Source organism: Ectopseudomonas toyotomiensis, assembly GCF_017167985.1.
In the GTDB taxonomy this organism is placed as follows: Bacteria; Pseudomonadota; Gammaproteobacteria; order Pseudomonadales; family Pseudomonadaceae; genus Aquipseudomonas; species Aquipseudomonas toyotomiensis.
This window is the reverse complement of record NZ_CP070505.1, coordinates 4569607-4589610: the sequence shown is the minus strand read 5'-3', so window position 1 is coordinate 4589610 and position 20004 is coordinate 4569607. Positions and strand designations below refer to the sequence as shown.

Sequence of the window (20004 nt, the reverse complement as noted above, 5' to 3'; positions counted from 1 at the left end):
GGCCAGGGCAAAAGTTCAGTGCAGACCATCTGCAGCGCCGGGCAAACGAGAATTACCGCAGAGTGCAGGCGCCTGACGCTGGCAAAGCGCGTCGGGTCGGTTAACATGCGGGATTGACCCCAATTGCCAAGGACGATTCGTGCCCACAGGCAGCCCCTTGCCCCCGCCCTGCGCCTCTCGTCAGGCAGCAGCGCCGCTTTCCAGGGACGGTAGAGCCATGAACCAGCGTCGCGGCTGGAACATTCACACCCGCACTCAGCTGATCAGTGTTGGCCCTGCCCTGCTGCTGACCCTGCTGCTGACCGGTTTTCTCACCTTCACCCGCCTGCAGGATCTGCGCCTGGAGCAGGGTCATATTGGCCAGCTGATCGCCAACCAGTTGGCGCCAGCCACCGAGTACGGCGTGCTCAACGACAACCTCGACACGCTGGAAAGCCTGCTGCGTGCCACCCTAGGCACCCCTGACGTGCGTTTCGCTGAAGTGCGTGACCGCGACGACAACATTCTGGTGTATGTCGAGCGGCCCAAGGAACAAGGCCATAGCACGCCGCAGGTCGAGGTGTTCCAGGCACCCATCCGCCTGCAGGGCCAACCTGCCCGTGCGCAAGCGCTGCCCCCCTTGGGCAAGGCACTCGGCGACGGCTACCTGGGCCGGGTAGTGGTGGGCATGTCCAACGACACCTTCAATACGCGCCAGCAGGAAATACTGTTCAAGGCCGGTATTCTGTCGCTGCTGGCGCTGCTGCTGACCTTCCTGCTCGCCCGTCGCCTGGCCAGGCGCCTGGCGCAACCGCTCAGTGCCATGGGCCAGGCCCTGGAACGCATCCAGAGTGGTGACTACCGCCCGTCCCTGGTCGAGCGCGGCAATGACGAACTGACCGACCTCGCCCGGCATATCAACAACCTCGCCTGCGCCCTCGAGCAGAGCGGTCGCGAGCAGCAGCAGGCGATTGCCGAATTGATCCAGGCGCGCGAGGAATCCGAGCAGGCCAACCGGGCCAAGTCCGACTTCCTGGCGATGATGAGCCACGAACTGCGCACGCCCATGAATGGCGTGTTGGGCATGCTGCAACTGCTGGAAACCACCAGCCTGAACGACGAGCAGAACGAGTACGCCGCCCTGGCCACCGAGTCCACCGAGCACCTGCTCAAGGTGATCAACGACATTCTCGACTTCTCACGGATCGAGCGCGGCGCCCTGGAGCTCGAAGCCATTCACTTCAGCCTGCTGGAGCTGCTGCAAGGCTCGGTGCAGGTATTCCAGCACAGCGCTCAGCAACGTGGCCTGCAACTGCTGCTGGAAACCCAGCCAGGTCTGGACCAATTGGAAGTTCGCGGCGACCCCACGCGCATCCGGCAGATTCTGGTCAACCTGATCGGCAACGCTCTGAAGTTCACCGAAGAAGGCCAGATTCGCGTGGAAACCCGCTGGCAGAAGCTGGACGACCAGGTGCTGTGGTTCACCTGCGCCGTGCGCGACAGCGGCATCGGCATCGACGACGAGCGCCTGGAGCATATGTTCGATGCTTTCCAGCAGGCGGACACGTCGATTTCCCGCCGTTACGGCGGCACCGGCCTGGGCCTGCCGATCGCCCGCACCCTGGCCGAGCGCATGGGCGGCACCCTGCGCGCGGAAAGCCAACTGGGCACTGGCTCGGTGTTTACCCTGGAAATACCGCTGCCCTTTCTGGCCCGCAACGAACCCGTACAAAGCGGCGACACTCAGAACCTGGGTAGCGGCGAGGGTCAGTCGGTGTTGCTGGTGGAGGACAATCCGGTCAACCAGACGGTCATCGAGGCCATGTTGCGCAGCCTGGGCTATCAGGTCAGCCTGGTCGGCGATGGTCAGCAGGCCGTACAGAACTGCAGCCGACACGATTACGCCGCTATCCTGATGGACTGCAGGCTGCCCCTGATGGACGGTTACGAGGCGACGCGGCAGATCCGCCAGCTCCAGCAATGCCAGCAGGTGCCGATAATAGCCCTGACCGCCAATGCCCTGCAGGGCGACCGCGAAGCCTGCCTGGAAGCAGGAATGAACGATTACCTGGCAAAACCGTTCAAACGTGCAGATTTGCAACGCATTCTGCTGCGCTGGCTGCCAGCCCGACCATAGGCGAGTAGCGCCCGTGACAGTGCAGGGTTACAAGGAGAAACTGCTGTGCCTGTGACAACGTCAGTACAGCAGAGTACAACTGTACTCACTGCGCTGTGACTTTCACCACAACGCAACAGTCTATGACTAGGCTGCCGGCAGACGCCTATCCAGACGTCGCCGGCCAGGACGATTCGCCCAGCCTTAGAAGCGTGGGGACAATTGAGGAGCTCGCATGACAAGACAAAACGCCTACACCCGGGAAGATCTGCTCGCCTGCAGCCGCGGCGAACTGTTCGGCCCGGGGAACGCGCAACTGCCCGCCCCAAACATGCTGATGATCGATCGCATCGCTCACATCAGCGAAACCGGCGGCAAGTACGGCAAGGGCGAAATCGTCGCTGAGCTCGATATCAATCCGGACCTGTGGTTCTTCGGCTGCCACTTCGAGGGCGACCCGGTCATGCCGGGCTGCCTCGGTCTCGACGCCATGTGGCAGCTGGTCGGCTTCTACCTCGGCTGGCAAGGCAACCCGGGCCGCGGCCGTGCACTGGGTAGCGGCGAAGTGAAATTCTTCGGTCAGGTACTGCCGACCGCCAAGAAGGTCACCTACAACATTCACATCAAGCGCACCATCAGCCGCTCGCTGATCCTCGGCATCGCCGATGGCACCGTAGCCGTCGACGGTCGCGAAATTTATAGCGCCGAAGGCCTGCGCGTCGGCCTGTTCACCTCCACCGACAGTTTCTGAAGGACTTGCACATGCGTCGTGTAGTGATCACCGGTCTGGGCATCGTTTCCTGCCTGGGCAATGACAAAGAAGCCGTTGCCGGCAGCCTTCGCGCGGGCAAATCAGGCATCCGTTTCAACCCCTCCTACGCCGAAATGGGCCTGCGTAGTCATGTCTCCGGTTCGGTCAACCTGAACCTGGAAGAGCTGATCGACCGCAAACTGCTGCGCTTCATGGGCGACGCTGCGGCCTATGCCTATCTGTCGATGGAACAGGCGATCAAGGATTCCGGCCTCAGCGAAGAGCAGATTTCCAATCCGCGCACCGGCCTGATCGCCGGTTCCGGTGGCGCTTCCACCGTCAACCAGATGGAAGCCATCGATACCCTGCGCGAAAAAGGCGTCAAGCGCATCGGCCCATACCGCGTGACCCGCACCATGGGCAGCACCGTATCGGCGTGCCTGGCGACTCCGTTCAAGATCAAGGGCGTCAACTTCTCAATCTCCTCGGCCTGCGCCACCAGTGCGCATTGCATCGGCCAGGCCATGGAGCAGATCCAGCTGGGCAAACAGGACGTGGTCTTCGCCGGTGGCGGCGAAGAAGAGCACTGGAGCCAGAGCTGCCTGTTCGACGCCATGGGTGCCCTCTCCACCCAGTACAACGAAACCCCGGAAAAGGCCTCGCGCGCCTACGACGCCAAGCGTGACGGTTTCGTCATCGCCGGTGGCGGCGGCATGGTGGTGGTCGAGGAGCTGGAACACGCTCTGGCTCGCGGCGCCAAGATCTACGCAGAAATCGTCGGTTACGGCGCCACCAGCGATGGCTACGACATGGTCGCTCCGAGCGGCGAAGGCGCGATCCGCTGCATGCAGCAGGCGCTGGCTACTGTCGACACCCCCATCGATTACCTCAACACCCACGGCACCTCGACTCCGGTTGGCGACGTTGCGGAAATCAAAGGCGTGCGTGCCGTATTCGGCGACAAGGCACCGGCCATCAGCTCGACCAAGAGCCTGTCCGGCCACAGCCTGGGCGCTGCGGGCGTGCAGGAAGCGATCTACTGCATGCTGATGATGGAAGGCAACTTCATCGCCGCGTCGGCCAACATCGACGAGCTCGACCCGGAAGTGGCCGACATGCCGATCCAGCTCACCACTGTCGAGAACGCCAAGCTCGACACCGTGATGAGCAACAGCTTCGGCTTCGGTGGCACCAACGCTACCCTGGTGCTCAAGCGCTGGGCCGGCAAGTAACAGCTGCCGCGGTAAAGAAAACGGCGCCTTCGGGCGCCGTTTTCGTTCGTGCTGCTTTACTCCCCCTCCCGCTGGCGGGAAGGAGAATGAGCCGTGCCTCAGACCTTGAAACGCGCTACCAGGTTGTTCAGGTCGATCGCCAGACGGGACAGCTCCTGACTCGCTGCACTGGTCTGGTTGGCACCCGCCGAACTCTGCAGCGATAGATCGCGAATATTGACTAGGTTGCGATCCACTTCCCTCGCCACCTGAGCCTGCTCTTCCGACGCGCTGGCAATCACCAGATTGCGCTCGTTGATCGAGGAAATCGCCTGAGTGATCAACTCCAGCGCCGTGCCCGCAGCCTGGGCCACCTCGAGGGTGGAGCGGGCCCGACTGTTGCTGCTCTGCATCGAACCGACCGCCTGATCGGTGCCGCTTTGAATGGCACCGATCATCTGCTCGATCTCCTGGGTGGATTGCTGAGTGCGATGCGCCAGCGCACGCACCTCGTCAGCCACTACCGCGAAGCCTCGTCCCGCATCACCGGCCCGCGCCGCCTCGATGGCAGCGTTGAGCGCCAACAGGTTGGTCTGCTCGGCGATGGAGCGGATCACGTCAAGCACCTTGCTGATCTCACGGACCCGCTCGGCCAACTTCTCGACCTCACCCGCGGTACCATTTACATCATCGGCCAGCTGACTGATCGAGTTCACGGTCTGGCGCACCTGCTCGCGCCCCTGCTGCGCCGTAGCATTGGATTCGCGCGACGCTTCGGAAGTACTCACGGCATTACGCGCGACCTCTTCGACCGCGGCAGTCATCTCGTTGACTGCCGTAGCGGCCTGTTCGATCTCGGTGTTCTGCTGATGCAGACCGCGAGTCGAATCCTCGGTCACCGCGTGCAATTCTTCGGAGGCAGACGCCAGTTGATTGGACGAGTCGGCGATGCTCTGAATGGTGTTACGCAGGCTCTGTTGCATGCTTTTCAACGCTGCCAACAAGCGCGCCGGTTCATCGCTACCTTCAGCATGAATGGCCTGGGTCAGGTCACCAGATGCCACCACCTCCGCCACCCGCACGGCTTCGCTAAGCGGCGCGACGATACTGCGAGTCAACAGCATCGCTAGTACGACGGTAACCAGAGTCGCCAGAACCATCATCGCGATGACCCAGATACGTGAAGACTCGGCCACCTCCTTGGCCGACTCGCCCGCTGCCAGTGCGCTCACACGATTCAGCTCAGTGAGTTTGACGAGGCCCTGCATCATGGCATCGGCGTGTTGATTGAGCACACCGCCAGCTATTTCGATGGCCGCATCGAAATTGCCCTGCCGAACCGACTCCATTATTCGACTCTGCTCCTGCAAGTAAGCCGCCTCGGAGCGCTTGAACTCATCGTATATGCTGCGCTCCTCAGAGCTGGAAATCAGCTGCTCATAAGTCTCCTGATTCTTAGCAAGGGATGCACGCAACTCCTCAGCCAGACGCAGATTGGCCTGCACCTCGGCCGAATCTCGATTAAGCATCGAACGCAGGGTAATGGCACGCAAACGCAAGACATCCTTGGACACATCGCCAATGGCCAAAACGCTTGGTAACCAGTTCTCGTTGATCTCGTCGGACTGTGCACGCATTTCGCCCATCTGCGTCAATGAAAATATTCCAAGCAACACCACCAGCAGAGCGACCAGCCCAAACCCTAGAGCTGCCCGGGGGGCGATAGAAAAATTACGCAGCGACATTTTTGCAACTCCCATTGCGCGCTTAAATCGAGACATCCTTTGCCGTACCTGGCAAAGGACCTTAAGAGATTGCGCTAATCCCTTCTTTCTTATCGACGCCATTCAGGCGCTCTTGAAAAAGAAAGAGAAATTTCTAACTCCTCAGTTGTCGTGACCGGCACCTGGTCGACGTGCTAGCGCCGCTGCTGAGCGCGCCGCTCTTATCCCGTCATTTCCGAAAATCATAGCCACGCTAAGGACTCTCGCCAGGATGAACGCCCATAGATCCGAGCGTGCTCTACGACTCAGCTTGGAAACAGACAGGGTATGGACAGGCGCGACCAACAACGAAGTGCAGCCGTACAACGGATATGTGCCGAGATGCGTGTGCCGCTGCTCAAGCAGGGCATGCTGCAGTACCTGGTGATGACCTTGGCACATCTGCACTCAGGTGAATGAGGGTACGGCTGGGGTCAGCTCGTTAACGCCCGGCGAGACAATAGCCAGGCCACCGCCCTGCTCAAGAGGGCGAATAACCAGCGACATGGCTGTGACGCCCGGCTCACCGAGCGCACCATGAGAGTTGAATCAGCTTCCTGGCGCTACGCCCGACGCTTACTGGCGTTTCCTGCGCCAGGCGTAGCTGCATGCGCTGACCGATCCAGGGGGTGGACCAACCAACCAACCGCAAATCCGAATATGCGGTCCTGATAGGCTGGAGCATGCGCGGCGAAAATGGTCATCCTGCTGATTGATCAGCGCACCATGAAGCGCTGTTCAGCCAGCTTGCGATCCCCCTGATAGACGATGAAATGCCACTCACCGGGCACCACTTCGTGGTGTTCGGTGAATTCGAAGGCCATCACGTCCTGCGGGGCGCCGACTACCAGCTTCTGCTGAACTTCGAACTTGTCATGACGCTGACCATCCGGGGTGACCACACCAGGGGTGAGATACAGCAGCGTCAGCGGCGTATCCCCCTCGCGCTTACCGGCCAGGCTGTAGCGCATGCCGAACTTGGTACCGAGCTTGGCGGGAATCTGCTCGGTGCGTTCGATTTCCTGGTTGCTGCGAGTCAGGACCCGCTCGCCGGGCTGGTAGTCCTGATACTGGCTGCTGAAAATGCCGTATTCCACAGGCCCTTCGACACGGACGTCAGCCTGGCTCAGACCTGCCCAGGCGAATAGGCCGGCCATCATGGCCACTCGGGTGTAATGCATGGTGCGCTCCTCGTTGAGATGAACGCGAGCCTATGACACCCGAGTGACAGCCTGATGACAAATGCGCTAGCGGTCCAGCTCGGCCTGCACCTTGCGCGGTAACACGGAAAGGAAGTTGTCGCGCGCCACCTTGTGCGCGACGTCTTCTGGCAGGGCATCGAGAAACGGGTCGAAGCCCTTCATGTACTCGCCCAGGCTGCCGAAACGGCCGACCACATCCGAGCCCAGCATGAAGCGCTCCGGATAACTGCTGACCAAGTGCACCCACTTTGCATCAGGCGTACCGTTCTCGTCGAGCAGATAGGGACGCAGCATGGTCCAGGACAGGTCGATATAGAGGTTCGGGTACTCACCGAGCATGCGTTCGACCGTCTCCAGGAGGAAGTCGAGCTTCTCCTGATGACGATGAATCTCGGCACTGGTGCCAGCATGCGCCCAGATGAAACGCACATGCGGATGGTTGCGCAGCGGCGCCTCGATTTCCTGCAGATAGATCGGCTCACGCTCACGCTTGGAGGTGATGTTCGAATGCAGCATCACCGGCAGGTCGTACTCGGCGGCCAGATGAAAAACCCGCGCCAGCGCTTCGTTGTTGGCACGCGGCGCACTGCCATGAATCAGCGCGGTGAGATCGTCATGTCGGGTGAAGACCTCGCCGATGCCCTGCCACAGGCCAGGGTCTAGCTCGAGCATACGGCGGATATGCGCGTCGGCGTTCTTGTCGTTGGGATTGAAGCCGGAAAGAAACGGATGGAAGCGCTTGCGCTGCTCGGCGGGCAGACGCTTGTAGGCGGCCGCGATGAACACGTCGGTAGCGCTGTACCAATAGGCATTGGCGTCATCACCGGCGTAATAACGCGGACGCTTGGGCTCGTCCTCATCCCACTTCTTGGCCACCGGAATACCCGAGAACATCACATGATCGACGTTGTTTTCCGCCATCTTCTCCAGCAGTTCGTCCATGCCGGCACTTTCCTGAAAGAAGTCGACGTAGTGCAGGTGGGCGTCGCTGTAGCGGTATTCGCGGGCCTGGGCGCTGCAGACGATAGCGGCACTGAGCGCGAGTATCCATGGCATCGTTCGAGATGTGAGCAAGGCGAGTCCTCCTGACGGTACGAGCAGCATAGACCGCCGAGCGGCCCGGCAAGTTCGGAGATCACCCCGCGCCATTCCCATCAGCGCCCTCAAAAGAAGCAGGCAACCAGGGGCCGCACCAAGCCGGAACATTAATAGCTGGCTAACGGCCTGAAATGGCCATGGGTACGTCACCCGATGATGGCACCTGGCTTGCAGTGGCTCAGGCAGACCAGACAGGGGAATCATCATGTTGCAGTTGCTGCGCAAGCCAGACCGCAAGGCCCAGGACGAGGCCGCATTGGACGCTCTGTTCCAACAGCACGACCTCACCATTCGCCTCCCGGAACACTATCAATGGATGACACGCCTTAACGACTTCAGCGCAGGTCTCCAGCAACGCATTCGCGCCAGCCTCGGCGCCGCCGTCGGTATCGCCGCGCATGCGCCACAACTGGCGCGCATCGCCGCTGCCAACCAACAAAGCGGGCAGACGCTGGCACAGTCATCGGAGTTGATCGCCAGCGCCAGCGAGCAGGTCACCACCACACTGGACGCCGAACTGGTGCCCGGTGCCGGCGAAGTCGCGCGCTTGTCCGCCGAGGTTTCCGCCACCCTCAACCAGTGCCAGCAAAGCGGCCAGGCGGTACTACGGCAGGTCGAAGTGATCGACGCCAGCGAGGCGCAACTGGCTCAGGTGATCCAGCAACTGGCCGGACAGCTCGATGAAGTGAGCAAGGTCATCGGCGTGATCGCCAGCATCTCCCAGCAGACCAATCTGCTCGCCCTGAACGCCGCCATCGAGGCCGCACGCGCGGGTGAACATGGTCGGGGCTTCGCCGTGGTCGCCGAGGAAGTGAGGCGTTTGGCTGGCCATACCACCGATGCCACCGGCCAGGTCAGTGGCATCATCGAGCGTTTCCGCGAAGGCATGCAGCAGCTCGGCAGTGCCGGCCAGCACATGAACCAGGCGGTGGCCGACGGCCGCGCAGGCATTCTCGCCGTCAGCGGCGGACTGGACAGCACGCGCCAGGCCATGGATCGCCTGGACGCTCAGGTCGGCCAGATCGCCGCCGGCACCGAACAGATCGGCCAGGCGGTGCGCTCGATCAACGGCGATGTGCAAAACATCGCCCAGGTCGCTGGCGAGCTGCTTGGCAAGGCTGGTCAGGTGCTGCATCACAGCAAGGCCGTGCGCGAAGACGGTGATCGCCTGCTCGCCGGGCTAGGCGACTTCCGCCTGGAAATTCACGCAGCCGTGCGCGCCAGCGTCGAACAACTGGCCAAACGCCCCGAGCTGGCCAGCGACGTGACAGCGGCCGAACGACTGCTTGCCGATACGCTGACGCGTGACAGCCGTTTCGAGCTGTTCTACCTGGTAGACAGCCGCGGCGTGCAGATTTCCGAGAACATCTTCGCCGCCGATGTGGCGCACAGCGAGGATGCCAGCTGTCGCGGCCGCGACTGGAGCCAACGCCCCTGGTTCCGCGCCGTGGCCGAGCGCATGGAGAGTCATATCACCCAGGTCTACCGCTCCTCGGCCACAGACGACTTCTGCTTTACCGTTTCGGTCCCCATTGTCGATGAGCGTGGCCAACTGCTGCGCGTGCTGGGAGCGGACGTGAGACTCTCGGCGCTGGTGTGATCGGTGCCGGCTGGGCTAGGCTGGCCACTGTCGATTCGTCACACCTCAAGGGAAGCGCCATGATCCGCATTCACAACAACAAGGGCCTGCAGCAGCAGATCGAAATCGGCTCGCACCAGCTTATCGGCGACGTCTCGCCCGAGCAGGGCGGGGATGGTGCCGGACCGGAACCGCACGATCTGTTCGACGCGGCCCTCGGCACCTGCAAGGCCATGACCCTGCTGCTCTATGCGCGCCAACGCGGCCTACCGCTGGAAGGCATCGACGTGCACGTCGAGCGTGACGACAGCGAGGAGCGTCAGGGCAACTACCGCCTGATCGTCGACCTGGCGCTCAAGGGATCACTGGACGAGACACAACGCCAGCAACTGCTGCGCGTGGCGGACAAATGCCCGATCCACAAGCTGATGACCACCACCGACATCCAGGTCGAAACCCGCCTGGCGGGGGCTCCGGCATGAGCGAGTTGCAGCTGATCCGCCCGCGCGCCGAGGACATTTCAGGCCAACCGATTCTGCGTCCCCTGCCCTCGGCACGCTTTCGCAGCATCGGCCCCTTCGTCTTCTTCGATCACATGCTGGAGCATGATTACCCAGCCGGCAAAGGCATTAATATTGCCCAGCATCCGCATATCGGCCTGTCCACCCTCACCTACCTGTTCGAAGGACAGCTGCAGCACAAGGACAGCCTGGGTTCGGACCAACTGGTGGGCCCTGGCGATGTCAGCTGGATGACCGCAGGGCGCTCCGTCGCCCATGTCGAACGTACGCCGCCCGAGCAGCTTGGGCAGAACAAGCGAGCCCACGGCCTGCAGGTCTGGCTGGCCTTACCAGAAGCCGAGGAACAGTGCGAACCGGCTTACAGCCATCACCCCGCCGCTTCGCTACCCCGCAGCGAAGCCATGGGCCTGCAGATCACCCTGATCGCCGGCAGTGGTTTCTGCCTCGAATCACCAGTACCGGTTCGCTCACCGACCCTGTATGCCGAGCTGCGCCTGGCCGCCGGTGCCAACCTGCTGATACCCACCGAGCACAGCGAACGAGCCCTGTACCTGATCGATGGTGAAGCGGAGCTGGATGGCGAGCCCCTGCCCCGGCATACCATGGCGGTGATCCCGGCAGGCGAAACGCCCGTGCTCAGCGCCTGCGGTGAATGCCACCTGGCCCTGATCGGCGGTGAGCCCATCGGCCCACGACGGATCAACTGGAACTTCGTCGCCACAACCCCGGAACTGATCGACCAGGCGCGCCAGCGCTGGGCCGCGGGCGACTGGCCGCAAGTACCAGGCGAAACCACACGCATCGAACTGCCGCGCTGAAAAGCGCCATCAACGACAGGCGTGCAAAGGCGCCTGCCGCTCGCAAAGGATTGCCCTCTTGTACTCGTATCGCCCCCTCGCTGGCCTGCTGTTATTGCCCACGTTGGCCCTGGCTGATCTGCCCCGTTTCGAACCTGAGCCCGGGCAGCATGCCCAGGTACAACAGCAAGGCGAAGGCTATTTCCTGCAGCAACCCGACGGCACCCGTCTGGAACTGAGCATCCCCGAAGGCAACGACGCAGAACCGCCGAGCTTCGCCGTCAAGGACTACGATTTCGACGGCCACCCGGATCTGGCGATCCGCGTGCCGGCCGGGATGGTCAACTCCGCCTACCACGTTTACCTCTACCGCCCGACCCTGCGCCGTTTCGAGCATCTGCAAATACCGCCTGCGCTGATGGAACGCGTCAATTGCTCATGGCTGTCGGAGCTGCGGCCCAACAGTGAGGAACGAGCACTCTACAGCCACTGCCGCAGCGGACCACGCTGGTACTACGACGCCTATCGCTTCGCTGAATCCGGTGCCCCCTGGCTGTACAAGACGCTGCAAGTACGTCACGACTACGATCCGCAAGCACCTGTATTTTTCCCGGTATTCGAGAAGACGCTCGACCCTCAGGGCAAGGTCATCGCCAGCCGCGCGCTCGACGACAATGACCAAGCGCAGACCTGGACGGTACCCACCTCACGCCTTTACCTCCACACCCGCCCGGCCGAAGCCAGCCGCAGCAAGGCCTACCTGATCGAAGGGGACGTCTGCGAAGTCCTGGATCAGCAGGGAAACTGGCTGCTGATCCGCTACGTCTCGCGCAAAGGCCCGCTGCAGCGCTGGGTTTCACTCGACGAGGCCTACGCCCAGGCTCAGCCCTGAAACCTCACCCATTGAATGCACTGCAACGCCTTCGCAGTTTTTTGTTACCTGTGCGTGATCCAGAAGCGCAGTAGCCGGGTATAAGCTGCATGCGGATTTCTCAGGCCAACGGATGACCCATGGCAGATCGCGAGTTCGATTATGAAAGCACCCTGGAAGCCTGCGCACGCGGCGACGAACGTGCCTTCCAGGCGCTCTACCGGCAAGAGGCCGGGCAATTGCTCGGTCTGGCCATCAGCATGCTGGGCCGCCGTGACATTGCCGAGGACTGCCTGCACGACGCTTTCATACGTATCTGGCAGCACGCCGCGCGCTATCGGCGCGAACTGGGCAGCGGTCGCGCCTGGGTGCACAGCATCCTGCGCTACCGCGTGCTGAATGCGTTGCGCAGTGGCAACCGACATGCCGAAGTGGACGATGACTTCATCGAACGTGTGCTCGACGACAGCCCGCAGGCCGAAGCACAGGCGCTGGAGCAATCCGAGCAGCGCCTGCTGCGTCGCTGCCTGCAGCGCCTGGAAAGGCCGCGCCGCCATCCGATCCTGCTGGCGTTCTACCGGGGCCTGACCCACGAGCAGATCGCCAGCCGCCTGAGCACACCGCTGGGCACCATCAAAGGCCGTATCCGCGCCGGTCTGCGCGCGCTGCAGGAGTGTCTGCAAGCATGATTCCGCACGAACCCGAAGAACGCCGTGCCCTGATTGGCGAATACCTGCTCGGCTTGCTCGATGAGCATGAAGCGGCCGAGGTGCGCCAGTTGCTCGAAGAGGATGAGAGTGCCGCCCGTATGGCCCTGGAGTGGGAACGACACTTTCTCGAACTGAGCGACCAGCTACCGGCACATGCACCCTCCCCGGCACTCTGGGCACGTATTCGGCAGAGTCTGGGCCTGCACGATGAGCCACATTCGAGCCCGCTGGCCAACTGGTGGAACAGCCTTCTGACCTGGCGTCTGACTACCGCGGCCCTGGCCATGGCGCTACTGGTCGCCGTACTGATGCCGCTGTTGCGCACCCCGGATATCGCCGGCGAACGCTATACCGTGGTGCTGCAGCAGCCAGGCGAAGCGGCCAAACCCGGTTGGGTGATCCAGGTCAGCAGCGATGGCACGCTCTCGCTCGATCCGCTGGTCGCCGATCAGGTCCCCGAAGGTCGCGCCTTGCAATTCTGGACGCTGATCGATCCGGCCGACGGCCCACGCTCGCTCGGCCTGGTTGAAGCTGGTCAGCCGCTGCGCCTGCCTGCCGAACAGATCGGCGCGGTGCAGCCGGGGCAACTCTTCGAGCTGACCCTGGAACCGGCCGGCGGCTCGCCCTACAACCGCCCCAGTGGCCCGGTGCTGTATATCGGTCGCGCCGTGCTGGCCAACGCCAACTGAGTGGGTTGCCGGCCGTATGGCCGGCAACCTTCCCCCCTCCGATTACCCTGCGGAAAAAATATTTTCCTCCGCCGACATCCAACTCCGTTCCTCGCGGGTATAGCTCACAGGTGTTTCGTCGAGGCACCTGCGAAGCCGGCCAGCCGGCTTCGTCTCGATGCTGAAACCTTTATGAGGAATAACCATGAAACGCATCACTATCCTTTGCACCGCCAGCCTGCTGTCCCTGAGCGCAGGTGCCGCCAGCGCCACCGAACTGCTCGCACTGGGCGCCGATGGCAAGCTGTTCAAGGTCGATGTCGCCAGCCTCAAGGTCACCGCCAGTATGGCGGTCAGCGGCGCCAGCGATCTGCGTGGCCTGGATGTGCGTCCGGCCAGCGGCCAGCTCTACGCCCTCAGCGGTACCGATCAGCTCTACACCCTGGACGCAGCAAGCGGTAAAGCAACTGCAGGTAGCAAGCTGCAAACTGCGCTGTCCGGCAGCGGCCAGGCCGTGGTCGATTTCAACCCGGTGGCCGACCGCCTGCGCCTGCTCGGCCCGGACGGCACCAGCCTGCGGGTAAACGTCGATACCGGTGAAGTGGCCGTAGACGGCAAGGTCGCCTATGCCACCGACGGCCCCTACGCCGGCAAGCAGCCCAAGGTGGTCGCCGGTGCGTACAGCAACGCCTACGCCGGTACGCAGAGCACGGCGCTGTACAACATCGACCTGGCCAGCAGCAGCCTGATGCTGCAGAACCCGCCAAACGATGGCGTGCAGCAACTGGTCGGCAAGGTCGCCGATGGCCTCAAGGCAGCTGCGTTGGATATCGCCAGCGATGGCAAGGGTGGTAATACCGCCTACGTATTGACCGGCAAGACCCTGCACCAGCTGGATCTGGCTAGCGGCAAGCCCACCACCCTGGGCGACGTCGCCGATCTGCCGGACGGCATCATCGACATCGCCGTGCTGCCCGCGAAGTAAGATGCAAAAAGGCTGCGCCCATCGGGCGCAGCCTTTCGTTCAACGCATGCACAAACCTGACATCACTGCTCGGCGAATACCTCATCGAACAGATCGTTCATCGCCTTGAATGCTCGCGCGGCGACCACCGGATGGTATTCGTTGCGACCCGGCACGTTGGCCTTGGGATTGGTGAACGAGTGCACGGCACCGCCGTAGCTCACTAACTGCCAGTCAGTCTTGGCCGCCTTCATCTCGGCGATGAAACCGTCGACCTGCGCCTGCGGTACAGCAGGATCATCAGCCCCATGCAGCACCAGCACCGGCGCCTTGATGTTCTTGGCATCAGCCGGATTGGGCGTATCCAGATTGCCGTGGAAGGATACGAAGCCTTTCAGCGGCGCCCCTGAACGCGCGAGTTCCAGTACCGTGCCTCCACCAAAGCAGAAGCCGATGGCACCCAGCTTGCTCAGATCCAGTGCCACCTCGCTGCTCTGCGCCTTGAGCACGTCGACCGCTGCCTGGGCGCGCTTGCGCATCAGTGGGCGGTCGGCGCGTACCTTGCTGGCCGCGGCGCCTGCCTCCTCAGCGTTGCTGGGACGAATGGCCTTGCCGTACATGTCGGCGACGAACACCACGTATTTGTCGCCTGCCGCTCGGGCGGCCTTGGCCACAGTGTCTTCATTCACCCCCATCCAGTTGGGAACGGCGAGCAGCCCAGGGCGCGGCGTGGTGACCGAATCGTCGTAAACCAGGACGCCTTCGAAGTCTTCGCCATCGATTTCGTACGCAACCGTCTTGGTCACGACCGCCGCATCGGCAAGACCAGCGAATGCGGCGCACAACAGGGAAACCAGTGTCTTCTTCTGCATGGTGAGGCCTGCCCTTGGCAATGGTAGGCCCCTAACAATAGCCTCACCGTCGACAATGACCAAGTCGAGAGGGTGCGGGTTTTAGACAGGAGGTTTCAAGCGGCAGGTTGTTCGGCCCAGCGTTCCTTGATCTGCAGAATCTCGGGCAAACAAGCGATGAACAGCTCGACCAGACGCGGATCGAAGTGGCGCCCACTCTGTTCACGCAGGAAACCGACTGCATCGTCCACGGACCAGGCCTGTTTGTAAGGGCGCACACTGGTCAGCGCGTCGAACACGTCGGCAATGGCGACGATGCGGCCCTCCAGGGGAATGTCCTCGCCACTCAGACCGTTGGGGTAGCCGCTACCATCCCACTTCTCATGGTGCGACAGGGCAATGCGTTGCGCCGTGCGCAGCAGCCCCGAGCTGTGCTCACCGATGATCCGCGCACCGATCTCCACGTGCTGGCGCATCACCTGCCACTCCTGCTCGTCGAGCTTGCCCGGCTTGCGCAGCACCGCGTCGGGAATGCCGATCTTGCCGACATCGTGCATCGGCGCCGCGTTGAGCAGTTCCTCGGCCGCGCTTTCGCTGAAGCCGGCGGCCAGCGCCAGCACCTTGGAGAAATGGCTCATGCGAATGACGTGCAGGCCGGTCTCGTTGTCCTTGTACTCGGCGGCCATGCCCAGGCGCTGGACGATCTGCAGGCGGGTCTGCTTGAGCTCATCGACACGCACCAGCGACAGGTGAGTACGTACCCGGGCACGCACGATGGGCGGGCTGATCGGTTTGGTGATGTAGTCCACCGCACCAACCTCGAAGCCGTGTGCCTCATCCTCGACATCGCCCAGAGCGGTCACGAAGATCACCGGAATCGTCTTTAGCAGAGGGTTGGCCTTGAGTCGCTCGCAGACCTCGTAGCCGGTCATGCCCGGCATCATCACATCGAGCAGAATCAGGTCGGGCTGTTCGCGTTCGGCCATTTCCAGCGCGCGCGCGCCCTCCTTGGCGAATAGCAGGCGATAGTCCTCTTGCAGGATATGGCGCAGCACCTGCAGGTTGGTGGGTTCGTCATCGACCAACAGCAACAGCGGACGAGCATCGGCAGCCAGGGTCATGATGGGGTCGCTTCCTCGTCTTGCAGTTGCATCAACAGTCGATCGAGCACCAGCAGAGCCTGATCGAAATCGAAATCTTCCAGCGCCTGACGCATGTCGTTCAGCGCGGCGCCATAGGCTGTGCCCCTGGCAGCCTGCTCCATGACAGCAAGGGTTTCATCATCCAGGCCGCCCCGCTGCAGCGCCTGGCGCAGCTGACTTGCCTGTTCACGCAGCGAGCGCATGTCGACAGCCGCGTCTTCAGCCGAAGATACGGCCTCCGGCACCTGCGGCACCACCTCCTTGACCGTCAGCAGGGCCTGCTCGAGCTCCACGATAAGTGCGGGCAACGCCTGCTCGTCTCGCCGCTGAAAGGCCCGCTCGATCGACTGTCCAAGGCTGGCAAGGCTGCTCATGGCCAGGTTGCCGGCGGCGCCGTGCAGACGATGCGCGAGCGCCTCGCCCTCGCGCCAGTCGCGCGCCGCCAGCAGATGGCTGAGACGCGCCGCCAGAGCATGCTGTTCGGCAATGAAGGTATTGATCGCCTGCGCCATACGCAGCGGCCCGCCCCACAGGCTGCTGCCACGGACCCAGTCGAACAGGCCATCTTCGGCAACCCGGGTGGCACTGACCACTGCGCTGGGTACATCGGTCAGCCCGAGCAGGCGGGCGATTTCCCAGAGCAGCGCGTTGACATCCAGTGGCTTCGAAGCAAAGCCATTCATACCCGAGTCCAGCGCTGCCTGACGATCCTGATCAAGCACGCTGGCGGTCAGGGCAATGATCGGAATCGGCTCTCGTGCCTCGGCGGCTTCCAGCTGGCGGATCCGCCGCGACGCTTCCAGACCGTCGACACCCGGCATCTGCACATCCATCAGGATCAGATCGAAACGTTGCTCGGTGAATGCCTGCAGTGCACCTTCACCATCAGCGACGCAGTGTACGCGATGGCCAAAATGCTCCAGGGTCAGTTGCAGCAGCTCGAGGTTCTGCGGCACGTCATCGGCCGCAAGAATGTTCAACTGCCCCAGCTCAGGCAGCACGGCACGTTGCTGCGAGGCCAGACGCTTGCCGGCACGCAGCGGCAACTCGACGCTGAAGCAGCTGCCCTGCCCTTCGGTACTTTCGACCCGCAGACGCCCCCCCATCAACTCGACCAACTGCCGGGAGATGGTGGTGCCGAGGCCGGTACCGCCAAAGCGTCGGCTCATCGAGGCATCAGCCTGAGCGAAAGGCTCGAAGATCTTCTCCAGGCGATCGGCTGCGATACCGATGCCGGTGTCCTTCACCGCCAGGCGCATCGCGCCCGGCTCACCGGTCACTTTCAGGCGAACCTCGCCGTGCAGGGTGAACTTGACCGCATTACCGAGCAGGTTGGTCAGGACCTGTTGCAAACGCAGTGGGTCACCACAGAAGAACTCGTTGGTCGTTGCCGGGTAATCCAGATGCAGCTGCAGGCCTTTGCTTTCGGCCGTCAGGCGCTGCGTCGCGAGTACCTGCTCGCACAGCTCACGCAGGGAGAAATCCAGTTGTTCCAGCTCGATGGCACCACGGTCGAGCTTCGCCGTGTCGAGGATGTCATTGAGCAAGCCCAGCAACGAACGCGACGAATGCTGCACGGTGCTCAGATGGCGACGTTGCTCGCTGGAAAGCGGCGTTTCCAGCAGCAGGTCGGTAAAGCCGATGATGGCATTCATCGGCGTACGAATTTCATGGCTCATGTTGGCCAGGAAGCTGCTGCGCGCGGCAGCGGCGGCTTCGGCGCGATCACGGGCAGCCCGCAGATCCTGTTCCATGACGCGGCGCGGGGTCAGGTCGGTCGCCAACTTGACGACCTTGAACGGCTTGCCGTCGGTATCGAGGATCGGGTTGTAGCTGGCCTGAATCCAGACTTCCCGCCCGCCCTTACCAAAGCGGTGATATTCACCTGCTCGAAAATGACCTGCACGCAGATCCACCCAACCCTGGCGATAAGCATCGCTTGCCACCAGCTCAGGATCGCAGAACATGCCGTGGTGGCGCCCTATCACCTCCACCTTGTCATAACCAAACAACGCCAGTGCATTGTCGTTGATGTCGAGGATATTGCCGTCGAGGTCGAACTCGATCAGTGCCATCGCCTTGCTGATCGCGGTGACCTTGCCTTCGTATTCGGCATTGCGCCGCTTGGTTTCGGTCTGGTCGAGCAATACGCCATCGATCCAGCGCGGCACACCGTTTTCGTCGCAAACTGCGCTACCACTTTCCCAGATCCAGTGTTCCGCGCCATCGCGGTCGAACAAGCGGTATTCGACAACGTAGTTGCGGCCTTGCTCGATAGCCTGCATCACCTCGGCGGCGACTCGCTGATAGTCGTCCGGGTGATACATATCGGCAATCGAACAGCGGCGACTGATGAAATCCTCCGCACTCCAACCGGTGAGGGGCTGCACCGCATCGCTGATAAATATCATGGTCCAGTCCTGATCCAGCGTGCAGCGGAACGACACACCAGGAATGTTGCTGATCAACGAACGGTACTGCTGCTCGCTGTCACGCAGGGCCTTCTCCATGGCTTGTCTTTCGCTGATATCGGCGACGAATACCACGAACAGCGGACGGCTGCCTGAATGGGTGATGCCAACGCTGATGCGCACCAATTTCTCTTCGCCGTCACGGGTCAGACACACCAGTTCCTGCTCACCGGCCGGCATCGTCAGGCGACCCGTTCTGAGGTAGTTCGCCAGCAGCACCTCCACCTGCTCGACATGGCGAGCAGGCATCAGTGAGCGCATGTGCATGCCCACCAACTCCTCCGGCGTCCAGCCGAACAGACGCGAGACCGCGCGATTGGCCGAGCGCAACGTGCCGGTGTGATCGACGGTGATGATGGCATCCAGAGCCGTGTCGAAGATCGAGCGCAAATGCTGCTCGCTGGCCTTGAGTTGAAGACTCATGCGGCGGTAGCGCAGCAGCGTATTGACCGCCACCACGAAGACTGTCAGAGCGACGGTCAGCAGCGTGATGGCAATGGCGATATAACCACTGTCGACCACCGCCATCGGAGCTTCGGACTCCGGCGTACCGACGAAACGCGCCGCAGCCATGCCGGTGTAGTGCATGCCACTGATCGCCAGGCCCATCACCAGGGCGCTGAGCAGAAGCGCCCAGAGGGTCGGCAAACGCCCCTCCAGACCGAAGCGTACCCACAACGCCAGAATGGCCAGGGCGACGGCAACGACGATGGACAGGGCGAACATCCAGGGGTCATAGCGCAGCAGCGGCGCCATCTGCATCGCCGCCATACCGCTGTAGTGCATGGCTCCGATACCGGCTCCGACCAGTACGCCCCCCACACACAGCTGCAACAGGCTCAAGTCACGCCGCGCCAGCAGGCTCAGCGCGACCCACGAAGCAGCCAGGCTCGGCAGCATCGACAGTAGCGTGATGCCCAGATCGAATCGCACCGCCGCACACAGCTCGAAGGCGAGCATGCCGAGAAAATGCATGGACCAGATGCCGCCGCCAAGAGCGAGCGAACCGGTGAGAATGGTGATTTGCCTGGCGACCGGATGCGAACTGTCGCGTGCTTCGCCAGCCAGCTGCAGCGCCATGCCGGCGGCGAATACAGCAATAGCCAGCGACAGCAGCACCAGGGACGTGTCGTAACTACTGAGCACAAGGACACTCGGGTCCGCGCCCATCAAGAAGAACAGCTCGAAAATCGACATACCACCCCAGGGCACTGCAGAAAGCCAGCCAATTGCCAGCATCTGAAACGACGGGGTCGCGCTTGTCAATCAAACCCGATCAATCGCACGCATAGAAAAGCCCGCCGAAGCGG

At 62.3% G+C, this 20004-nt stretch carries 17 protein-coding genes; 11 read left to right on the top strand and 6 right to left on the bottom strand.

Annotated elements, in window-relative coordinates; translation table 11 throughout:
• The first annotated feature begins 217 nt into the window (after positions 1 to 217).
• The 3 genes from JWV26_RS21280 (at position 218) to fabB (ending at position 4078) form a co-directional block, all read left to right on the top strand.
• Entirely contained in the window at positions 218 to 2116 is a 1899-nt protein-coding gene (locus JWV26_RS21280) for an ATP-binding protein (protein WP_206417755.1), read from the top strand.
• A 214-nt stretch (positions 2117 to 2330) separates the two neighbouring features.
• Positions 2331 to 2846: a 3-hydroxyacyl-[acyl-carrier-protein] dehydratase FabA gene (gene fabA / locus JWV26_RS21275; RefSeq protein WP_003240795.1), complete on the top strand. Its 516-nt coding sequence runs from the start codon at positions 2331 to 2333 to the stop codon at positions 2844 to 2846.
• Between the two features lie 11 nt (positions 2847 to 2857).
• A complete protein-coding gene (gene fabB / locus JWV26_RS21270) occupies positions 2858 to 4078 on the top strand; it encodes a beta-ketoacyl-ACP synthase I (RefSeq protein WP_072424141.1) in 1221 nt (406 codons plus the stop codon).
• A gap of 98 nt (positions 4079 to 4176) precedes the next feature.
• Here fabB and JWV26_RS21265 read toward each other — a convergent pair whose 3' ends face one another.
• Complete coding sequence (locus JWV26_RS21265) at positions 4177 to 5802, bottom strand: methyl-accepting chemotaxis protein (protein WP_206419250.1); 1626 nt, start codon at positions 5800 to 5802, stop codon at positions 4177 to 4179.
• A 306-nt stretch (positions 5803 to 6108) separates the two neighbouring features.
• Here JWV26_RS21265 and JWV26_RS24575 point away from each other — a divergent pair, with 306 nt between their 5' ends.
• Positions 6109 to 6240 carry a hypothetical protein gene (locus JWV26_RS24575; RefSeq protein ID WP_275652905.1) on the top strand — a complete coding sequence of 44 codons (132 nt, stop codon included), beginning with the start codon at positions 6109 to 6111 and terminating at the stop codon, positions 6238 to 6240.
• Between the two features lie 296 nt (positions 6241 to 6536).
• On the opposite strand, the gene JWV26_RS21260 is transcribed toward JWV26_RS24575, so the two are convergent.
• On the bottom strand, positions 6537 to 7001 hold the full coding sequence (locus JWV26_RS21260; protein WP_074914790.1) for a DUF3859 domain-containing protein: 465 nt from the start codon (positions 6999 to 7001) through the stop codon (positions 6537 to 6539).
• 66 nt (positions 7002 to 7067) lie between these two features.
• The gene (locus JWV26_RS21255) at positions 7068 to 8078 is read right to left on the bottom strand and encodes an amidohydrolase family protein (protein ID WP_206419249.1); all 1011 of its coding nucleotides are present in this window, start codon (positions 8076 to 8078) and stop codon (positions 7068 to 7070) included.
• Between the two features lie 247 nt (positions 8079 to 8325).
• On the opposite strand from JWV26_RS21255, the gene JWV26_RS21250 reads away from it, so the two are divergent.
• The 7 genes from JWV26_RS21250 (at position 8326) to JWV26_RS21220 (ending at position 14251) form a co-directional block, all read left to right on the top strand.
• Complete coding sequence (locus tag JWV26_RS21250) at positions 8326 to 9720, top strand: methyl-accepting chemotaxis protein (protein ID WP_074914785.1); 1395 nt, start codon at positions 8326 to 8328, stop codon at positions 9718 to 9720.
• Between the two features lie 59 nt (positions 9721 to 9779).
• Positions 9780 to 10181 carry an OsmC family protein gene (locus tag JWV26_RS21245; protein WP_206417754.1) on the top strand — a complete coding sequence of 134 codons (402 nt, stop codon included), beginning with the start codon at positions 9780 to 9782 and terminating at the stop codon, positions 10179 to 10181.
• Positions 10178 to 11038 carry a pirin family protein gene (locus tag JWV26_RS21240; RefSeq protein ID WP_206417753.1) on the top strand — a complete coding sequence of 287 codons (861 nt, stop codon included), beginning with the start codon at positions 10178 to 10180 and terminating at the stop codon, positions 11036 to 11038. The genes JWV26_RS21245 and JWV26_RS21240 overlap by 4 nt, the downstream gene beginning before the upstream one ends.
• Before the next feature lie 58 nt (positions 11039 to 11096).
• Entirely contained in the window at positions 11097 to 11909 is an 813-nt protein-coding gene (locus tag JWV26_RS21235; protein ID WP_206417752.1) for an FG-GAP repeat protein, read from the top strand.
• A 119-nt stretch (positions 11910 to 12028) separates the two neighbouring features.
• Positions 12029 to 12577, top strand: a complete 549-nt coding sequence (locus JWV26_RS21230) for a sigma-70 family RNA polymerase sigma factor (protein ID WP_206417751.1) — start codon at positions 12029 to 12031, stop codon at positions 12575 to 12577.
• Positions 12574 to 13287: an anti-sigma factor gene (locus tag JWV26_RS21225; protein WP_206417750.1), complete on the top strand. Its 714-nt coding sequence runs from the start codon at positions 12574 to 12576 to the stop codon at positions 13285 to 13287. The genes JWV26_RS21230 and JWV26_RS21225 overlap by 4 nt, the downstream gene beginning before the upstream one ends.
• Before the next feature lie 184 nt (positions 13288 to 13471).
• Positions 13472 to 14251 (top strand): DUF4394 domain-containing protein, encoded by a 780-nt coding sequence (locus tag JWV26_RS21220; protein ID WP_206417749.1) that lies wholly within the window; start codon positions 13472 to 13474, stop codon positions 14249 to 14251.
• A 62-nt stretch (positions 14252 to 14313) separates the two neighbouring features.
• Here the strand turns inward: JWV26_RS21220 and JWV26_RS21215 are convergent, their stop codons facing one another.
• The 3 genes from JWV26_RS21215 to JWV26_RS21205 all read right to left on the bottom strand — a co-directional run bounded on the left by JWV26_RS21215 (position 14314) and on the right by JWV26_RS21205 (position 19840).
• Positions 14314 to 15102, bottom strand: a complete 789-nt coding sequence (locus JWV26_RS21215; RefSeq protein ID WP_206417748.1) for a dienelactone hydrolase family protein — start codon at positions 15100 to 15102, stop codon at positions 14314 to 14316.
• A gap of 95 nt (positions 15103 to 15197) precedes the next feature.
• On the bottom strand, positions 15198 to 16202 hold the full coding sequence (locus JWV26_RS21210; RefSeq protein ID WP_206417747.1) for an HD-GYP domain-containing protein: 1005 nt from the start codon (positions 16200 to 16202) through the stop codon (positions 15198 to 15200).
• Positions 16199 to 19840, bottom strand: a complete 3642-nt coding sequence (locus JWV26_RS21205; protein WP_241201237.1) for a PAS domain S-box protein — start codon at positions 19838 to 19840, stop codon at positions 16199 to 16201. Before JWV26_RS21205 ends, JWV26_RS21210 begins: the two co-directional genes overlap by 4 nt.
• Positions 19841 to 20004: the final 164 nt, after the last annotated feature.